The organism is Buchnera aphidicola (Schlechtendalia chinensis) (assembly GCF_001648115.1).
Classification (GTDB): Bacteria; Pseudomonadota; Gammaproteobacteria; order Enterobacterales; family Enterobacteriaceae; genus Buchnera_B; species Buchnera_B aphidicola_N.
The window spans coordinates 60,458-79,910 of record NZ_CP011299.1 but is presented as its reverse complement, the minus strand read 5'-3'; the positions used below and the strand labels follow the sequence as shown (position 1 = coordinate 79,910).

Here is a 19,453-nt window from a genome sequence, read left to right as displayed (position 1 = left end):
CTAAAAAAGAGTTAAAAACATAAAATATCAATTTTATTTTAAACTAACAAGAACATTATTAGACATAACAATTAATTTAACTTCTTTAAAAATTTTAAAAGTACTATCATTTTAAATCAAATGTAAAAATTAATAACACTTTTATGCTCAGGAAAAAAATGCAATTCTGAAAAACAGGATCCATAAAAATTTTTACACACGTTTTTATTTATAATATGAAAAACATTATCTATTACATTATTTCGAAAATTTTGACTATTTTCAAGTACACTTGCTTCTCTAACATTTTTATTATTTGTAATAGTAATGTTTTCCAACTTAATTCCAACTTTGAAGATAGTATTTCGAAAATTATTAACGTTAGATCTTAAAGCTTTTCTGACAATTTTATTATCAGACATTACATTTAATTGAATTGATTTCTTTCTTTTTAATTTTAAACGTATAAATAAACGCCCTAAATATTGTGGACTTAAAAAAAATTCTACATTTTTTTTACTATTTAAAAAGAACGTCAATAGCTGGTTTTGAACAGCTTTCATCCAATTTCCATGAATCAAATTGGAACTATTATTATGAAATAAAAAACTACTTAACTTTTTAAAAAAAATTTTATTATTAATTCCAAAAATATCTATAAACGCATATGTTGGATGTAAAAAATTTATTATTGAATTAATACATTCTTTATAATGTATTTTATTTTTTAAAGAATTATTTAAAACTATTCCAGATTTAATATTCAAAAATAATTGAAGAATTTTATCTTTTAATTTAAAAAAATTACTATTAAAATTTATAAGATTAAAAAATTTTGGAGATACATTTTTTATATTATGTTTTAAAAAAGGATTTAAAGAACGAAAAAATTTAAAATTCCTACGGAACATATCTAAAATTATACAATTATTCTTAATTTTACTGTCATTTAAAAACGCCAAGCAATATTTTTTTATATAATTATCAATTATAAGAATTTTAGACAATTTTTCTGATTTTAAAAATTTTTCTACATGTTTTATATAGAATATATTATTTTTAATAAAATCATAAGAACGTGGCAAGATCAAAGGTTTTTTTTTTATTTTCAAAAAAAATATTTTTCCTGCGAATTTTATCAACTAATGAAAAAGTATCAGAAAAAATCTTTATTATATTGTCCTTATTTGTACTATACATTTCAATATTATTTTTTTTTACAATTAAACTTTTATTTAAAATTTTTAAAAAAAGTTCGCTATCTTTTTTAGAAAACCATTTATTAAAATTGCGCTCGTTTATAGTATACGAAATATTCGAATCTATATTTATAGTATTTGACATAACAATAAAAATTTATCTCCTTTTAAAACAAGATTTTTGAACATATTCATCAATTTGATTTTGTTCTTCTAATTGCAACATCATAAAATCATAATTTAATAACTTTTTAGACATTATTTCCCAAATTTTTAATCTATATTGATTATCTCTCCACAATAAAAAATACGTTTTATACTGTTTCTCAAATTTTTTTATTGCTTCTATTTGATTACTTATATCATGGATTAATGATGTAATAAAATAATCATAATTTTTTAATTCAAAACCAAAAATTCCATCAGATACTTTAACATTCAACTTAGACAAATATTCTTCTTTATATTTTGACAATATATCAACTCGATCTTGAATTTTGTCCTTATTCAAAATTATAGTTTTCAATATAAGAGATAACTTTTGATTTTTTTTTTATCTATATTTTTCAGCAAATTAATTATTGTCTTATTCTTAAACATATATTTTTATTTCCTATCATTTTAATAAATCATATAAAGCTTTTTTAGATTCACGAAATGTACTTTTTTCATGCATACCTTGTTGTAAGAATTTTTCCAATTTTGGAAATAAAGAAATTGCTATATCTAATTCTTTATTCGTACCCGAAACATATGCTCCTACATTAATTAAATCACGATTACGTTGATAACACGATAATAATTTTTTTAAATCACGAGCTTTGGCAGCATGATCGGAATCAATTATTTTCGACATTACTCTACTAATAGATGCCTCAATATTAATAGCAGGATAATGACCAGATTCAGCATATTTCCTAGATAACACAATATGACCATCTAAAATAGATCGTGCAGAATCTGCAACAGGATCATACTTTTCTTCTTCTGTTAAAATTGTATAGAAAGCAGTGATAGAACCACAATTTTCCCTTCCGTTCCCCGAACGTTCTATTAAAGAAAACATTTTAGAAAAAACAGAAGGAGGATAACCTTTAGTAGCAGGCAATTCCCCTATAGATAGAGCTATCTCACGATAAGCCATAGCATAACGAGTTAAAGAATCCATTATCAACAATACATGAAAATTTTTGTCACGAAAATGTTCAGCAATTCGAACAGCATAATGAGCTCCTTGAACTTTCAATAATGGTGAAAATTCAGCAGGAGATGCCACTACTACTGACTTTTTTCGAGCTTCTTCAGTAAGAATAGTTTCAATAAATTCTTTAACTTCTCGTCCACGTTCTCCTACCAATCCTAATACGACTACATCAGCTTCAGTATATTTAGTCATCATGCCAAGCAATACACTTTTCCCTAAACCAGATTGAGAAAATAGACCAATTCTTTGACCCCTTCCAATAGTTAAAAGTGCATTTATAGTGCGAATTCCAGTATCTAAAACGTCCGTAATGGGACTACGATGCAATGGGTTAATAATTGAATAAGATAACTCTTTTCTATGTTTTTTATCAATTGCTTTTAAATTATCTAAAGGTTTTCCAGTACTATCCAACACTCTTCCCAACATTCCCGTATATACCGGAAATGTATTGAAAAAAAAATGATTACCATCTAACATTTTAGGCCGTACTAAAGCGCCAGAAACAATGTTATCTATATTTTTTAAAGGCATTAAAAATAATATATCATTCTTAAAACCTATAACTTCAGCTTCGATATCATCTTCATAACTAACATTTGTTGCCCTTTCTATAAAACATATAGATCCAACAGACAATTTTAACCCACTCACCTCTAAAATAGATCCATTAAATCCTACTAGTCGGCCATAACGTATTATATTTGGAAAATTTTTCACTTTCTTTTCAAAAATCGACAATTGTTCAGTCCACTTTTTTATTCGTAAATTCATTATTCTCCCTTTTTTAATACTAATCTGCACAATTCAGTCCAACGGCCAGAAACAGTTGAATCTAATATAGAATTTCCTGAATAAATTATACATCCTCCTCTAGAAACTTTTGAATCACTAAATATTTTCCATCCATATTTTATAAACATCTTTTCGAAATAGTCTTCAACTATTTTTTTGTCATCAGGATGCACCAACAACTGAAGATTATCAAAAGTTACTACTTCATCTTTGAACATTTTTTTAATTTTATTTAATAATTTTTCGTCATTTTTCAATGATGAGTTTTCTACAACTTTTTTCGAAATATTTAGAACTAAATGCATTAATCGAGATGCAATAACATCATCTAAAATTGCTAATGATTTTTGAAAACCTAATAAAAACTGATTCGTTTGAGCTAATATAAAGTTATTTTTTTGATTAAAATCCAACAATGCTTTTTTAAATCCTGAAACAAATCCTTCTTTTTCCCCCTTACAGAATCCTTCTTTATAACCATTTTGGTTTTTCAAATGCATTCTCGAACTTTCTTCAAATTTGTTTTTTTCAGCTTGCATATCTATTTTTAAATTTTTTTTACTACTCTTAACATCCTCCATACTTTCGGAACTATTGTTAAAAACACTATAATTACTTATTTCTAAATCTTCAGGATACCATTTTTCCCATATTGTTTCAGATGCAAATTGAAACATGAATACTCCCATATTCTAAATTTTAATAAAGTTCTAATTACAAAAAACTTTTAACAATAATTAACAAATTATTTCGTTTCTCTCTAACAATATCTTCTGATATAGAAGAATTTTTAGGAAACAAACCACGAACATAATCAGAATCTTTTTTCGATAAGTTTTTAAAAATTTTTTCTTTTAACAACGCACTAGATGAAGTTATGGCTATTGACAATTCATCTAATGTTGTTTCTTTAATTAAACGTTTAATATAAGAATCATCTAAATTTACTATATTCTCAAAAATAAATGACTCAGATTTAATAATATTTGCTAATTTCTGATTAAATTTCTCAATCCGACCTATAATATGTTTTTCTCGGTCATATGTCATTAACTTTAGTAATTCTATAACAGTTTTAATCCCATTTTTTTTAAACGATACTTCTTTATTTTTCTTTAATAAATCATTAATTATTTTAATAAATTCTTTTTTTCCAGATTTTTGCAAACTAGTAAAATTAGCTATTCTCGAAATTATTTCTAGCTCTAGCCTATCTTCGAAAAAAGACAAAATTTCTACTACTTTACTACGATCTAAATAAATTAATATTGTTGCAATAACTTGAGGATGCTCATTTTTTATTAAATAAAAAATGTTTTTAGGACTAATCTTATTTAATTGTTCAATTCCATAAAAAATGTCTTTATTGTCCTTAACTTCATTTAAAAAATTATTTGCTATTTCATCTCCTAAAACTTTTTTAGAAAGAGAAACGACATAATTTTTATTGACCATAGCAATAGAACTATTATCTAAAGAAACATAATTATCATATTCCGATATAACCTGATCTACATAAGAACTAGGAATTTTACTTAAATTCAACATACATGCAATTAAATCTTGAATTTCTAAAAAAGATAACTCTTTTAAAACTTCAGTTGCTCGATCTATCCCAATAGTAATTAATAAAATTGCACTCTTTTTAATACCATCTAAATGCATCATTTTTTATCACCACCCATCCATTTTCTAATAATCGCAGCTATAATGTGTGGATCATTTTTGAACAAATTACTGAATCCCTTTTTTTTAAAAAGATCTTCTGAATTTTTAAATTCTGCGTTAAAAGTTTTTTGTTTATCTTCTAATGTATCATTGCGAACTAAATCATCTATTTTAGATTGCATTATTATTTTTTTTAAAAATAATGTTCTATATAATAAATACAGTATTATTGTTACACACACACACATCAATCCATATTTTAAAAAATCACTTAAAAATACCGGTTTATTCCAAAAAGAAACATATCTATCCATTTGAATTGAGGGCTTTACAAACAATGCATTCACTATAGAAATAGTGTCCCCTCTTTTTGAAGAAAATCCAATCGATTCTCGAATTAAATTTTCAATTTTTTTAATTTGATGCGAATTTAAAGATACAAATTTTCCATCGTTATTACGAACGTAATTTATTACTACTGCAGCTGACAAACGTTTAACATCACCTATTTGTAATTTACTATGAGAAACCATATGGTCAAGCTCATAGTTCACTATATAATCTTGATTAACACTAGATTTCGGTAATGTTAATGCATTGTTAAAATTTTTTTTAGAAAAATTATCTAATTGTAACTTTTTAGAAGAATTTTCGTTTAAATTATTTGAGCTAGAAGATAACTTATGAGAAAAATTTTGCAATTTTTCAGAAAAAGATTCAGGAGAAACAGAATTGTCTACATATTTCTCATTAAGTTCAGTAGTGCTACTATTGTGATGAGATCTAATTGATTTTTCACTATTATTATAATTTGGTTTATACGTTTCTTCTGTTTTATCTTTTATATCAAAATTAATTTGAGCAGTAACTTGCGCATGCACATTATTTAATCCAACTAATGGAACTAATATATTCTCAATTCTTTGTTTATAATGATCTTCAATTAAGTTGTAATATTTAAGTTTTACACTATTAATATTACTATCAAAAGAATCATTACTATTTAATAACCTTCCTTCTTGATCAATAATAGTAATATTATCAACAGACAATCCAGATATACTTCCAGACACCATATGTAAAATTGCATTAATTTGACCTGAATCAATATTTAAACCATCTTTTATTCCTAAAATTACAGAAACTGATGGCAGTTTATTCTCCTGAATAAATAAAGAAGGCTTTGGCAACGATATATGTACTCTAGCTGTTTTAATATTATTTAATTTCTGAATACTTCTCGATAATTCTCCTTCTAATGCTCTTTGATAATTTATTTGTTCATTAAATTGACTAATTCCGAACTTTTCCTGATCTAATAATTCGAATCCAATACTATTACCTTTAGGCAATCCTTGGTTAGACAAATTAATTTGCGCCTTTTGAAATTGACTTTCTGGAACTAATAAATTTGCATGATTGTCACTAAACTTAAAAGGAATATTCATACGAGTTAATTGAGAAACAACTAACTTTTCGTCCTCATTAGATAAATTTTTGTAAAGAATCTGATAATTAGATGATTTAAACAAAAAAGTGAAAAATGTAATAATTAATAATACTAGTACTATTATAAAAATAGTACGGAAATCAAATGAAAAATAAGAAAAAAAACGATTCTTTTTATTTTGTTCTTTCAAGCTCGAATTATCTTTAAAACCAACATTCATAAATTATTACCTTATAAAAGCTACATATAATTTATTATTATGTATTGACTAAATACACTTACTATACGACAATAATCATTAATACCACTTTTTACAATAGAATAAATAAAAAATGTTTTTAAATATTATATATTTTACTCTATTGAAACTTATTTTAAAATTTGTATAGTAGCGTTATTTTTTTTTTGGAGGAAAACATGTTTATTGACACTATGAAAGATAGTATTAACATACTAACTGCACTTGGTGCTTTAATGGATATAAGCAAACATCCAGAAGATATACCAAAAAAATTTGTAAATTATGTAAAAGATAAATTTAATATACTTAACTTCAATCAAAAAGAAACAGAAGAAAAACCTAAAAAAGTTGAATTAGAAGAAACAAAACCTATAACTTTAAGTGAACTGTTAATAAATCTACAAAAATCTTTACTAGAAACAGAAACTATGACTCAAATTAAAGACAAAGTTTTAGAAGGATATCACGAAATATCTAATGTCCAAGTTTAATTCTTTGATCTTTTAGCATTACTAATATATTAAATGTCTAGCAATTTAACATTTAATATATTAGAACTTCAATTTCTTTAAACATGTACATTAAAAAAAAGATAATTTCAATTATAAAAATACAACATATTTCTATAAAAATTTCTAAAAGTATTATCAATATGCTATTTTAACTGAAAAATAAACTATTTTTTAAAAAAATGTAAAACTATTAAATTATCTAAAATAAAATTTTCAAAATTTTATTATGCATATAAAATAACTAAAATTAGAAAAATAAATTTTAAAAATTTTAAAACTATATTTGGAGTTAAGCGGAATCGAACCGCTAACCTTTTGCATGCCATGCAAACGCTCTACCAATTGAGCTATAACCCCTTATTTTTTCAAAAAATTTTTTTAATATACAAAGAAAATTATATTACATATAATTTATATCTTTATATAAATTTAGATATTTAATATAAAAAACCTCATTCAAAAAAAAATCATAAATAAATTTGAAATAATAATGTTTCACTAACAATTAAAAAACTTAAAATTAGCTACTACTAATATACGACAATGCAGATTCAATTCTTAACAAAAATCGCGATTTCCCAATTCCATAAATAACAATATGAATGCTGGGAGATATAATATCACCAGTAATAGCTACACGAATTGGCATAAAAACCTCATTAGAATCCACGTTTGATTCACTAACTAATGAACGTATTGCTATTAATATTTCTTCTACAGTCCACGTTTCTAAACTTAAAATTCTACTATAGATACTTTTTAAAAAAACAACAGAAGATTTTACCAAATACTTTTTAGCAGAATCTATATTATATATAATATGATCTTTATAAAAATAATGAGAAAAATTAACCATGTCTTGCAAAGTGCTATAACGAGTACCAACTAATTGTATAAGTTCAGATAAATTTAAACCATTTAAATAATTAACGCTCTTTTTTTTGAATTGATATTTCAGATGTTCAATGATACGATTGTGAGGTAAACTTTTTATATAAAATCGATTTAACCATAATAATTTATTTATATCAAAACGACTAGGAGATTTGTTAATTCCTTTTAACGTAAATAATTTTATCATGTCGTCAATACTGAAAATTTCTTGATTCCCATTTGACCACCCTAATCGAACAATATAATTTAATAAAGATTCTGGTAAATAGCCTTGTAATCTATAATCTGATATTCCAATTACTTTCTTTCTTTTTGACAATTTTTCTCCATTTTTTTTTAAAATCATAGATACGTGTGCATAAATAGGAATCTTTGAACCCAATGCTTCTAACAAATTGATTTGTCTCGGTGTATTATTAATATGATCTTCACCTCTAATTACATGTGTAATTTTCATATCACGATCATCTACTGCTGCACAGAAATTATACGTAGGAAGTCCATTAGTTCTTTGAATAATAACATCATCCAATTCTTCATTTTTAAATGATATTTTTCCTCTTATTTCATCAAAAAAAGACACAGTTCCATTAATAGGATTACAAAACCGTACTACATATCGAGAATCACTTTTATAATCTTTTAAAAAAATTCTACATTTTCGATCATATTTAGGTTTTTCTCCTGAAGACAATTGTTTCTTCCTTAATAAATCCAATCTAACTTCAGTACAATAACATTTATATGCTAATCCTGATTTAAGCATTGATTGAATAATATCTTTATAATATTCAAATTTAGCACTTTGAAAATACGGACCTTCATCCCAATTTAAACCCAACCATTTCAAATCTCGTAATATTCCTAACGTTGAACCTTCTTTATAACGTTTGGAATCTGTATCTTCAATCCGTAAAATAAATTTTCCATTATTACTTCTAGCAAATAACCATGCATATAAAGCAGTACGTGCACTTCCAATATGAAAACAACCTGTAGGACTCGGAGCAAATCTTGTTACAATATTCATATTATTCTCAATTTTTTTAAACGATTTTATAAAAAATATAATCTTTAAAAATAAAAAAATAAATTTTATAAAAAAAAAGATTGACTCTATATTTCTATTCTTTACAATAGTGTTTATAAGGGTGATTAGCTCAGTTGGTAGAGCTTCTCCTTTACACGGAGAAGGTCGGCGGTTCAATTCCGTCATCACCCAAATTTTTTGTTTTTAAGGGTCGTTAGCTCAGTTGGTAGAGCAGTTGACTTTTAATCAATTGGTCGCAGGTTCAAATCCTGCACGACCCAAATAAAACAAAAACAATTTATAAATTTAAATATTCTCTAACAATTTTTAAGAAGCTATTCTCTAACAAAATCCTAACATTCATTTCTTTAGATTTAAGTAACTTACTTCCCGGATTTTTCCCAATTACAATATAATCAGTATTTTTAGAAACATTCGAAGTTACGTGCCCCCCCATTTTTTTTATTAAATTAATAGTTTTAATTCGAGAATATGCGTTTAACGTGCCACTAACAGCAACTCTTTTTTGAAAAAACGGAGTATGATTTACATTTTTACAATGAGAAAATTCGTTATATAAAGATATGTTTAAATTTTTTGACAAAGAAAAAATAACTTCTTTATTAGACTGATGATTCAAAAATTGAAACAAATTGTTTGCTGTTTTAAATCCAATTCCTTTTAAAGAACAAATATCCTCTAACTTCACATTCATTAAATTTTCCAAAGATAAAAAATTTTTAGAAATAATATCTGACTTTGTAAAACCCAATTCCTGTATTCCTAAAGCACACAAAAATTTGGAGAAAGAAATTTTCCGAGATTGATTAATAGAACAAATAATTTTATCTACAATTCTTTTTCCAAAAATTTTAGAAATAGAAAGTGAATTGATACTAAGATTAAAAATATCTGAAAAATTTTTAACATAATTATTATCTACTAATTTGCTAATAGTTTTATAACCCAAACCATAAATATTTAATCCTTTATTAGAACAAAAGTAACTCAACAACTTTTTAAGTTGTTCTATACATTTTAAACCATTCATACAACGAACTTTAATAAATTTAGAATCTGAATTAAGATTAGACTTACAAATCGGACATAAAATAGGAATTTTTATTTCCTTAACATCATTAGAACGACAATGCTTAATTACATTTGTTATTTTTGGAATTACATCTCCAGAACGTTTAATTGTTACAATGTCCCCTATACACAAATCTAACTTTTTAATTGTTCTAAAATTATGTAAAGACACATTTTTTATAATTACACCAGATATAAAAACAGGAGAAACTTTAGCAATAGGAGTGATTACTCCAGTTCTACCAACTTGAAACATTACTTTTAAAACTTTAGTACTTTTTTCCTGGTCAAAAAATTTAAACGCAACAGCCCACCTTGGTGCTCTACTCATACAGCCTAACTCGTTTTGTAAAATGATAGAATTAACCTTTATAACAATTCCGTCAATATCAAAATCTAAAAAATTTCGTATACTTTGAATTCTGTTAAAAAAATCTACAACATCATTGCAAGATTTTAATATAGAAGTATATCCACTAATAGGTAACCCCCAATAATGTAATTGTTTTAATCTATCATAATGGTTGATAAATTTTGTGTACCTAGGATAATATCCATATCCATAGCAACAAAACATTAAATTTTTAACAGAATTTTTTTGTATTTTTTTCTGACGAAGTAATCCTGAAGCAGCATTTCGAGTATTAGAAAACGTTTTTTTGTGATTTCTAATAGATTCATAATTCAATTTAGCAAAATCACTTTTTAAAATGAAAATTTCTCCACGAGCTTCCAACTTACTAGGTATATTAGTACCATTTAACTTTAAAGGAATCGAAGAAATCATTCTTACAGTGTTTGTTACATCTTCTCCTATAGTTCCATCACCTCTAGTAACTGCGTTGATTAATATCCCTTTCTTATATATTAAGTTAACAGCTAAACCATCAATTTTAAGTTCGCAACAAAAAGACAAATCTTTATTTTTAAAATAATTCCTAATTTTTTTATCAAACTTTAGATAATCATTAACATTAAAAACATGTTCTAAAGATAACATAGACGTAATATGTTTGCATTTTTTCAATCCAATAATTCCAGGAGCTCCTATTGTAAGCGTTGGAGAATTTTTGTTTATAAAAAAACTTTTATATTTTTTTTCTAAATACCTCAACCTTTCCATTAAAAAATCATATTGGTGATCAGAAATCTTCGAAATACCAAGAGAATAATATAAATATCCGTAATAACGAATTTTTTCTTGTAATTTCAATATACAATCTTTAATAAACATTTTTGAATACCAATTTATTGAACAAAAGAGAAAAAATTTCTCAATAAAATAAATAAACTTCTATATAAAAGATAGAAACTCTTGAATTAGAATGTGTACATTTCAAAATTCCAAAATTTTAGATTATTTTAAAAGAATCATTAAAGCCTCTGTTATAAATTCTAAATTTATAATTAACTAATCAATAAGATACTAACAATATTATTGTTATTTCTATTAATAACGTTCATGCATAAAATAATTTTTACTCGAGCAATAACACATTTAGAATAAACTAATATTAGTATTAGATTCTGAAACTACAATTGTTCTAAACATAATATTCTTGTTATATAAAAAACAATTTAATTCTTTCAAGAGAGTATACAGTGTATTGTTAAACAACACGTGTATAATTATTGTAGTAAGATATAAAAACTATTATAAAAATCCTTTAATTTCGACAAAAAATTTAATCATTAAATTAAATACATTAAAAACTAACATATTTAAGATGAAATAAAATCTTACATCATATCAAAAGTTAAAAAAACAATAAACTATTATGTTCGATGTTTAAAAATGAGATTAAAAATTATATAAACTGTTTTCATACTAATTGTATAATACATTCTAAAAATCATTAAAAATGATTTTGCTATCATAAAATTAAAAAATATAAAGAAAACAAACTATGGAAATGTTTTTATTAAAGTATTTTAAGATACATGTAGCTAAAAAAATTTTAAAAATTATAATAATCTAAGAAAATGTAAAAATGTCCATAAATAAAAAATTGCAAATCACGCAATAAAAAATAAGAATATTTATTTTAAATACAAAATGAACTCTTTGTAATAATGTTTAAATTCATAAATGATAATAATTATTAAAATTAATATACGTCTTAAAAATTTTAAGTAAATTTAAAATATCTGAATAATACAACATAAAATTCTTCTTTTTTAAAATACAAAGAACAATTAACTCTAAATCTCAAAATTCATTTTTAAGTTCAGATAACAAATTAATTAAAGTACCTAATAAGAAATCTATATAAAATTTATTAAAATTAATAAAATAGGAGTTTTAGATAATATAAATTATAAAAATTATTATAATTTACGTTAAAATTTGGAAAATTTTTAAAAGTATATCTATTATTTTATATTAAAAAGCATAATTTAAAGTTATAAATATTTTTAAACTTTTTTAAGAATACAAAAGAAACTGAAAAATAAATTTAATCATAAAAATAAAAAATAAAAATGTTATAAAAAAAACATCTTTATGACGTATTCAACAATAAAAATATAAGAACGTAAAAAACATTTTAACGTATTATATATTAATTTCGTTTAAGTATTTTAAAAAAATAGGAAAGAAAATGTTTCAAAAAGAAATTACAATTACTAATCCCCATGGATTACACACTCGACCAGCTGCACTTTTTGTAAAAGAAGCTAAAAAGTTTGTGTCAGAGATACACATTATTTCTAATGGAAAATCCGTAAATGCAAAAAGTTTGTTTAAACTACAAACGTTAGGTTTAGTAAAAAATAGTTTAATTACTATCTCAGCTAGTGGTGAAGATGAAAAAATAGCAGTAGAAAACTTAGAAAAATTTATCAAAAAACTCAAATAAAAAATTTGTGTCTTAAAATATTAAATATTATTTACAGTATAATTGTACCGGAAGTACAACATTACTTCCGGATAACATACGTTAACTAATATAATATTACCTGAGACCAACAAATTACTATCATAAAATATAACATATTGTTATGTTAAGGGTAATATTATGATTTCAGGAATTTTAGCATCTCCAGGAATTGCTTTTGGAAATGCATTACTATTAGTAGAAGAAAAAATTTTTATTAACAAAAATAAAATTAAAGATGAAAACATTAAAAAAGAAATTAAAAAGTTTATACAAGGAAAACAAAAAACTATAACTCAACTTAAAAACATTAAATCACAAATAGAAAAAACGTTAAACAACAATAAAAAAGACATTTTCGAAAGTCACATCATGCTAATAGAAGATGAAGAATTAGGAAAAGAAATATTTTTTTTAATTCAAGAAAAAAAAATATCAGCAGAATATGCAACTCAAATAGTAGTAGAAACACAATATAAAGTTTTAGAAAAATTAAATGACGAATATTTACGTAATAGAGCAATTGACATAAAAGATATCGGTAATAGACTAATTAGAAACATATTAAATTTAAATATTATTGACCTCAATCATATTCAATATCCTGTAATTTTAATAGCTAAAGACTTGACTCCTTCGGAAACAGCCCAAATAAAAATAAACAAAGTTTTGGGATTTGTTACAGATCTAGGTGGTCAAACATCTCATACTTCTATAATCGCTCGTTCTCTAGAAATACCTGCGATTGTTGGTACTGGAAATATTACACAAAAAGTAAATAATAACGATTATATAATATTAGACGGCATCAATAATGCTATATTCATAAATCCAAAATTAGAAAAAATACATGAAATTAAAACGTTAAAAAAAAAATATGAACTAGAAAAAAACGATTTAACACAACTAAAAAATTTATATGCAATTACAATTGACGGTCATCAAGTAAAACTTGGAGCAAATGTAGGAACAATTCAAGACGTTATGAATGCAAAGAAAAATGGAGCTGAATGCATAGGACTTTATCGAACAGAATTTTTATTTATGAACCGAAACTCTTTTCCTACAGAAGATGAACAATTTAACGTGTACAAAACAGTTGCAGAAAAAATGCAAGAAAAATCTGTAATTATAAGAACTATGGACATAGGTGGTGATAAAAATCTATCGTATATGAATGTCCCTAAGGAAGACAATCCATTTTTAGGTTGGCGAGCAATTCGTATATGCATGGACAAAAAGGAAATTTTACATACACAATTAACTGCAATATTACGAGCATCAGCTTTTGGAAAACTAAAAATAATGTTTCCAATGATTATTTCTGTAGAAGAAATCCAATACTTAAAAGAAGAAATAGAAAAATTAAAAATTATACTTGAAAACAAAAATATACCGTTCAATTCAGAAATAGAAATAGGTATTATGATAGAAACTCCAGCATCTGCTATAATAGCCAACCATTTAGCAAAAGAAGTGAACTTTTTTAGCATTGGTAGTAACGATCTAACACAATACACCTTAGCTGTTGATCGAGGAAATGACTTAATTTCAAAATTATACGATCCAATGTGCCCTTCTGTATTACGTCTGATTCAACAAGTTATAAACACTTCTCACCAAGCTGGAAAATGGATTGGAATGTGCGGAGAATTAGCTGGAAATGAAAAAGCAACAGCGTTATTACTCGGAATGGGCTTAGATGAATTTAGTATGAGTGCACCAAATATCCCAAAAGTAAAAAGAATAATTCGAAAAACAAACTTTTTAGATGCAAAAAAATTAGCAAAAGATGTTTTATCACAATCAACATCAAAAAAAATAATAAATGTTATTAACGATTTTTCAAAAAATAGTTAATAGAAAGAATCGTAAATAGGAAAAAGTATGAATTTATTTTCCAATTTTTTTAAAAATAAAAAATCTGCATCTAAAAAAATGATAAACATTTTTGCCCCATTATCTGGAGTAATAGTCAGTTTAGAACAAGTTCCAGACATTGTATTTTCGGAAAAAATAGTAGGAGATGGAGTAGCTATTTTACCAAATAGTAATATTATATTATCTCCAATTGATGGCGTTATTGGAAAGATATTTAAAACATTACATGCATTTTCAATCAAATCAAATAAAAACAATATTGAATTATTCGTTCATTTTGGTATAGATACAGTCAAACTAAAAGGTGTTGGATTTAAAAAAATTGCTAAAGAAAATCAAATCGTAAAAATTGGAGACCCAATCATTAGTCTTGATTTAACTCTACTTAAAAAAACATCAAAATCTATATTAACACCCATAGTAATATCTAATATAGAAACGTTCAAAAAAATATATAAAAAATCAGGTACAGTAATTGCAGGAAAAAATATAATATTTTCCGTAAATAGATAAAATTTTTAGGTAAAACGGTACATCACCATCCGTTTTACCTTTACAAACAATTTTAAAAAATACTCCCTACATGTATTATAGAAACAGTATGAATTTATTCACTTTAAATATTCAAAAAATTTTAATCACTATTGTACTTGGTATTATCGAAGGTATTACTGAATTTTTTCCTATATCATCGACTAGCCATATAATTTTATGTTCTAAAATCTTTAAAATAGCACAAAATGAATCAAATATTCTGAATACGTTTATGCAATTTGGAACATCATTATCTATATTTTTGTATTTTAAAAGTACATTTGTTAAAATGCTTTTCTCTATAATAAATATTAAACAAAAAAATATAATCAATGATAAATTTTCACAGTATCATGTATTTTTTGGAATTCTTCCAGCGTCGATAATAGGACTATGCTTTCATAAATACATAAAAATTTTATTCAGTTATAAGAATATATGTCTATCATTAATATTTGGTTCTGCCTTACTAACAGCATCTGAAATATTTAAAAGAACAACAAAATATAAAAATAAGAACATAAATATCTTTAAATCATTTATTATAGGATTATTTCAATGTTTAGCTGTATTACCAGGTTTCTCAAGATCATGTTCTACTATTTCTATAGGAATTTTAATAGGTCTTAATCAACGTATAGCATCACAATTTTCATTTATTATATCTATTCCAATTTTCTTTGGAGAAACAATTTTCGACGTAATTAATAGTTATCAAACTATAACATTACATAATACACCCATTTTTTTAATAGGATTTTCTTCTGCTTTTCTTACATCTAAAATATGTGTAAAAAAATTTTTTAAAATTATTGAAACTTGTTCTTTTATACCATTTATAATATATAGATTGGCATTATCTCTGATGATCTACCTATTTTTGTGTTACTTTTAAATTATGATATAAATTTCTCCACCTATCAATTTTAATTATTCTCAAACGAGTTAATTCAAAACGCACTTCAATTCCTGAAAATCCCGAATTTATAATACATTTAGTAGAAATATTTTGAGAAACTTCAAACACATTTTTTAAGAAAGTTCCTTGAAACACATTGGAAATATTCACATTCATAAAACATAACATATATAAATCAATTAACGTAGATAATTTGTATATCCTATCAGGTTTTCTCCACGCATCCACATTGTTTAAAAAAACAACAATATTTTTCGAAGATTGTAAATGAATTACACTCAAAAATTTAAAATATTTAGAAAAAATAACAGACAAATTTTTAATCTTCGACGGAACGCATAAACGATTACAAAATTTCTCGACTAACTCTTTTGAATAATTAATTTGAACTTCTAAAGAAAAAAAATCAATATTAAATATTTTAAAATAACAAATAATTCCGCATATATAAGCAAATTTAATATCTAATTCATTACTTAATTTCGAAACCTTGGCGACTTCCATAGAAAAATTAAATTTAAAATATACTGCTTGAAAAGTTTTATTAATATTAAAAAACTGATTCTGATATACTAAATTAATTTCAGGAAATATAATATACAAAACATTACAATTATATAAAATTTGAAAATATACATGAGGGTTAGAAGTATTAAATGCTTTCTCCGTTTCTTTCCAAATCCTATCTTTAGTTAAATATAACAACTCTTTACTATTCGCCATATTAATCATTAATTTCATGGTTTCTGATGCAATCCTGAAACCAAAATGATTAAAAGCTGCAGAAAATCTCGCCACTCTAAAAATTCTTAAAGGATCTTCGCAAAAAGCCAAAGAAACATGTCGAAAAGTTCTATTTCTAAGATCTTCTAAACCGTTGAAGAAATCAATATAATTTCCATTTTTATCTTTTGCTATAGCATTAATTGTCAAGTCTCTACGTTTTAAATCTTCTTTCAAGGTCACTGTTTTGCAATAATTGGTTTTAAAACCTGTATATCCAAAACCACATTTCCTCTCAATCCTCGCTAAAGAATATTCTTCTTTACTAATAGGATGCAAGAAAACAGGAAAATCTTTACCTACCTTTCTAAAATTTAAGTTTAACAGCATTTTTGGAGTAGCTCCAATAACTACCCAATCTCTATCTTTAATTGGAACATTCAGTAATTCGTCTCGTACAGCACCTCCTACTAAATATATTTTCATAATAATTGTCCTTTGTATATTACTTCGTAGAATTAAAAGAACTGTTAAACATTAACCTTAAAAACTATAAATAATGACTTACTGATAAAAATATCAGAAACATTTGTTTTAAACTAATATCATAGTATATTAAAATATATCCAAGTAGCCGTTAAACTATACTTATTAATTTCTCTGTTAAATATTAATTCTATTCTATAAAAGGATATAAAATGAAAATATACGAGTCTTTTTTTTCTATAACTTCAAAAAAAAGAATTGAAAATGCTATTAAATCCCTTAAACTAGGAAATGGAGTAATTGTTTTAGATGATGCTAATAGAGAAAACGAAGGAGACCTCGTTTTTCCTGCAGAAACTATGACTATTAAACAAATGGCGTTAACTATTCGATACGGGAGTGGAATTGTTTGTTTATGTATTACAGAATCTAAAAGAAAACAATTAAAGTTACCTTTTATGGTCAAAAACAATACCAGCAAATTTAGAACTAACTTTACCGTAACTATTGAAGCTGCTAAAGGAATATCGACTGGAGTATCTGCTAAAGATAGAATTACTACTATTCGAACAGCAATAAGAGAAAACGCAAAACCACAAGATCTACATAGACCTGGACATATATTTCCATTACAAGCACATAAACACGGAATATTTGGACGACCTGGACATACAGAAGCATCTATAGAACTAGTCACTTTAGCAGGATTTAAACCTGCTGGAATATTATGTGAACTAACTAATAAAGATGGATCTATGTCAAAATTGTCTGAAATTATTCGATTTTCAAAATTTCATAATATTCCTATGTTAACTATTAAAGATTTAAAAGAATATATTACGATTAAAAAAGCACACGCTAAATAAATAAAAATTTAAAATATTATATAAATTTTAGTGTAAAGATTGAACCTATACTATTTATTTTTAAAATTATATAGATTTCAATTCAGTTATAGACCATCTAGGATGTACTAAAATTCTTAAATCAAAACTCTTAAATTTTCTAAATCGCAACATTCCGACATATGCTATCATCACTCCATTATCAGAACACAATTCAGGTCTTGAATAAAAAACTTTACCTTTTCGAATATTCATCATATTATTTAATTTTTTTCTAAGAACTTTATTAATACTAACTCCTCCAGAAACTACTAAAGTAGTATAATTCAACTTTTCTAAAGCTCTTTTACTCTTTTCAACCAAAATTTCGACAATTACATGTTCAAATTCTTTAGCAATATTTGCTCGAGTTTGAAAATCAAATTTTTCTTTTTTTATAACATTAGACACAAATGTCTTTAACCCAGAAAAACTAAAGTTTAAATTTTTTTGATTAATCATTGGTTTTGGAAAACAAAAATTTTTTCTTACTCCTGATTCTGCTAATTTTGATAAATTAGATCCACCGGGATATTTTAATCCTAATAATTTTGCTACCTTGTCAAATACTTCACCAGCAGCATCATCTAATGATTCACCCAATAACTCATATTCTCCTATCCCACGTGCATTAATTAACTGAGTGTGTCCACCAGATACTAACAATCCTATAAAAGGAAATTTTGGCTTTTTATCTTCCAACATAGGAGTTAATAGATGGCCTTCCATATGATTTACTGAAATCGTAGGAATATTTAAAGAAAAAGCTAATGCGACAGCTAGGGATGCACCTATTAATAACGATCCTGTTAATCCAGGACCAGCAGTATACGCAATAGCGTTTATAGAGTTTTTATCAAGATTAAATTCTTCAAATGAATTTTGAATTAATTTCGATAAAACTTCAAGATGCTTTCGAGAAGCTAACTCAGGAACAATACCACCATAACTGTTATAAGAATTGAATTGGCTAAATACCTTATTAAACAAAATCCCTTCAATGCTGTCGTATACTGAAATTCCAGTATCATCGCAAGAAGTTTCAATACCTAATATTCTCATATTAATTTATAATTAAAACAACTA

16 protein-coding genes and 3 tRNA genes are annotated in these 19,453 nt (G+C 24.8%); 8 read left to right on the top strand and 11 right to left on the bottom strand.

Annotated features, from left to right (window positions below):
• Positions 1 to 116: 116 nt before the first annotated feature.
• The 6 genes from XW81_RS00365 to fliF form a co-directional block, all read right to left on the bottom strand.
• Entirely contained in the window at positions 117 to 1,091 is a 975-nt protein-coding gene (locus XW81_RS00365; RefSeq protein WP_075473842.1) for a flagellar hook-length control protein FliK, read from the bottom strand.
• A 244-nt stretch (positions 1,092 to 1,335) separates the two neighbouring features.
• Positions 1,336 to 1,704 (bottom strand): flagellar FliJ family protein, encoded by a 369-nt coding sequence (locus tag XW81_RS00355; RefSeq protein ID WP_075473837.1) that lies wholly within the window; start codon positions 1,702 to 1,704, stop codon positions 1,336 to 1,338.
• Positions 1,705 to 1,794: 90 nt separating this feature from the next.
• A complete protein-coding gene (locus tag XW81_RS00350; RefSeq protein WP_075473835.1) occupies positions 1,795 to 3,156 on the bottom strand; it encodes a FliI/YscN family ATPase in 1,362 nt (453 codons plus the stop codon).
• Positions 3,156 to 3,854 (bottom strand): flagellar assembly protein FliH, encoded by a 699-nt coding sequence (locus XW81_RS00345; protein WP_075473833.1) that lies wholly within the window; start codon positions 3,852 to 3,854, stop codon positions 3,156 to 3,158. Before XW81_RS00345 ends, XW81_RS00350 begins: the two co-directional genes overlap by 1 nt.
• A 37-nt stretch (positions 3,855 to 3,891) precedes the next feature.
• Positions 3,892 to 4,845, bottom strand: a complete 954-nt coding sequence (locus XW81_RS00340; protein ID WP_075473831.1) for a FliG C-terminal domain-containing protein — start codon at positions 4,843 to 4,845, stop codon at positions 3,892 to 3,894.
• Positions 4,842 to 6,515 (bottom strand): flagellar basal-body MS-ring/collar protein FliF, encoded by a 1,674-nt coding sequence (fliF, locus tag XW81_RS00335; RefSeq protein ID WP_075473829.1) that lies wholly within the window; start codon positions 6,513 to 6,515, stop codon positions 4,842 to 4,844. Before fliF ends, XW81_RS00340 begins: the two co-directional genes overlap by 4 nt.
• Positions 6,516 to 6,712: 197 nt before the next feature.
• Between fliF and XW81_RS00330 the strand changes: the two genes are divergently transcribed.
• Complete coding sequence (locus tag XW81_RS00330) at positions 6,713 to 7,027, top strand: flagellar hook-basal body complex protein FliE (protein ID WP_075473827.1); 315 nt, start codon at positions 6,713 to 6,715, stop codon at positions 7,025 to 7,027.
• Positions 7,028 to 7,332: 305 nt separating this feature from the next.
• Here XW81_RS00330 and XW81_RS00325 read toward each other — a convergent pair.
• Positions 7,333 to 7,405 (bottom strand) — tRNA-Ala (locus XW81_RS00325).
• A 163-nt stretch (positions 7,406 to 7,568) separates the two neighbouring features.
• A complete protein-coding gene (gltX, locus tag XW81_RS00320; RefSeq protein ID WP_075473825.1) occupies positions 7,569 to 8,972 on the bottom strand; it encodes a glutamate--tRNA ligase in 1,404 nt (467 codons plus the stop codon).
• A gap of 119 nt (positions 8,973 to 9,091) precedes the next feature.
• Between gltX and XW81_RS00315 the strand changes: the two genes are divergently transcribed.
• Positions 9,092 to 9,164 (top strand) — tRNA-Val (locus XW81_RS00315).
• A 16-nt stretch (positions 9,165 to 9,180) separates the two neighbouring features.
• Positions 9,181 to 9,253: transfer RNA gene (locus tag XW81_RS00310), tRNA-Lys, on the top strand.
• Positions 9,254 to 9,270: 17 nt separating this feature from the next.
• Here XW81_RS00310 and ligA read toward each other — a convergent pair.
• Entirely contained in the window at positions 9,271 to 11,298 is a 2,028-nt protein-coding gene (gene ligA / locus XW81_RS00305) for an NAD-dependent DNA ligase LigA (protein WP_075473823.1), read from the bottom strand.
• A 1,366-nt stretch (positions 11,299 to 12,664) separates the two neighbouring features.
• Between ligA and XW81_RS00300 the strand changes: the two genes are divergently transcribed.
• The 4 genes from XW81_RS00300 to XW81_RS00285 all read left to right on the top strand — a co-directional run bounded on the left by XW81_RS00300 (position 12,665) and on the right by XW81_RS00285 (position 16,250).
• Positions 12,665 to 12,922 carry an HPr family phosphocarrier protein gene (locus XW81_RS00300; protein ID WP_075473821.1) on the top strand — a complete coding sequence of 86 codons (258 nt, stop codon included), beginning with the start codon at positions 12,665 to 12,667 and terminating at the stop codon, positions 12,920 to 12,922.
• Positions 12,923 to 13,081: 159 nt separating this feature from the next.
• Entirely contained in the window at positions 13,082 to 14,800 is a 1,719-nt protein-coding gene (gene ptsI, locus XW81_RS00295) for a phosphoenolpyruvate-protein phosphotransferase PtsI (RefSeq protein ID WP_075473818.1), read from the top strand.
• 27 nt (positions 14,801 to 14,827) lie between these two features.
• Entirely contained in the window at positions 14,828 to 15,334 is a 507-nt protein-coding gene (gene crr, locus XW81_RS00290; RefSeq protein ID WP_075473815.1) for a PTS glucose transporter subunit IIA, read from the top strand.
• A gap of 88 nt (positions 15,335 to 15,422) precedes the next feature.
• The gene (locus tag XW81_RS00285; RefSeq protein WP_075473813.1) at positions 15,423 to 16,250 is read left to right on the top strand and encodes an undecaprenyl-diphosphate phosphatase; all 828 of its coding nucleotides are present in this window, start codon (positions 15,423 to 15,425) and stop codon (positions 16,248 to 16,250) included.
• On the opposite strand, the gene XW81_RS00280 is transcribed toward XW81_RS00285, so the two are convergent.
• Positions 16,230 to 17,483 (bottom strand): tRNA CCA-pyrophosphorylase, encoded by a 1,254-nt coding sequence (locus tag XW81_RS00280; RefSeq protein WP_075473811.1) that lies wholly within the window; start codon positions 17,481 to 17,483, stop codon positions 16,230 to 16,232. The genes XW81_RS00285 and XW81_RS00280 overlap by 21 nt on opposite strands.
• Positions 17,484 to 17,695: 212 nt before the next feature.
• Between XW81_RS00280 and ribB the strand changes: the two genes are divergently transcribed.
• Positions 17,696 to 18,349, top strand: coding sequence for a 3,4-dihydroxy-2-butanone-4-phosphate synthase (gene ribB, locus XW81_RS00275; RefSeq protein ID WP_075473809.1), 654 nt, complete (start codon positions 17,696 to 17,698; stop codon positions 18,347 to 18,349).
• Positions 18,350 to 18,415: 66 nt separating this feature from the next.
• Here the strand turns inward: ribB and tsaD are convergent, their stop codons facing one another.
• Positions 18,416 to 19,429, bottom strand: coding sequence for a tRNA (adenosine(37)-N6)-threonylcarbamoyltransferase complex transferase subunit TsaD (gene tsaD, locus XW81_RS00270; protein WP_075473807.1), 1,014 nt, complete (start codon positions 19,427 to 19,429; stop codon positions 18,416 to 18,418).
• Positions 19,430 to 19,453: the final 24 nt, after the last annotated feature.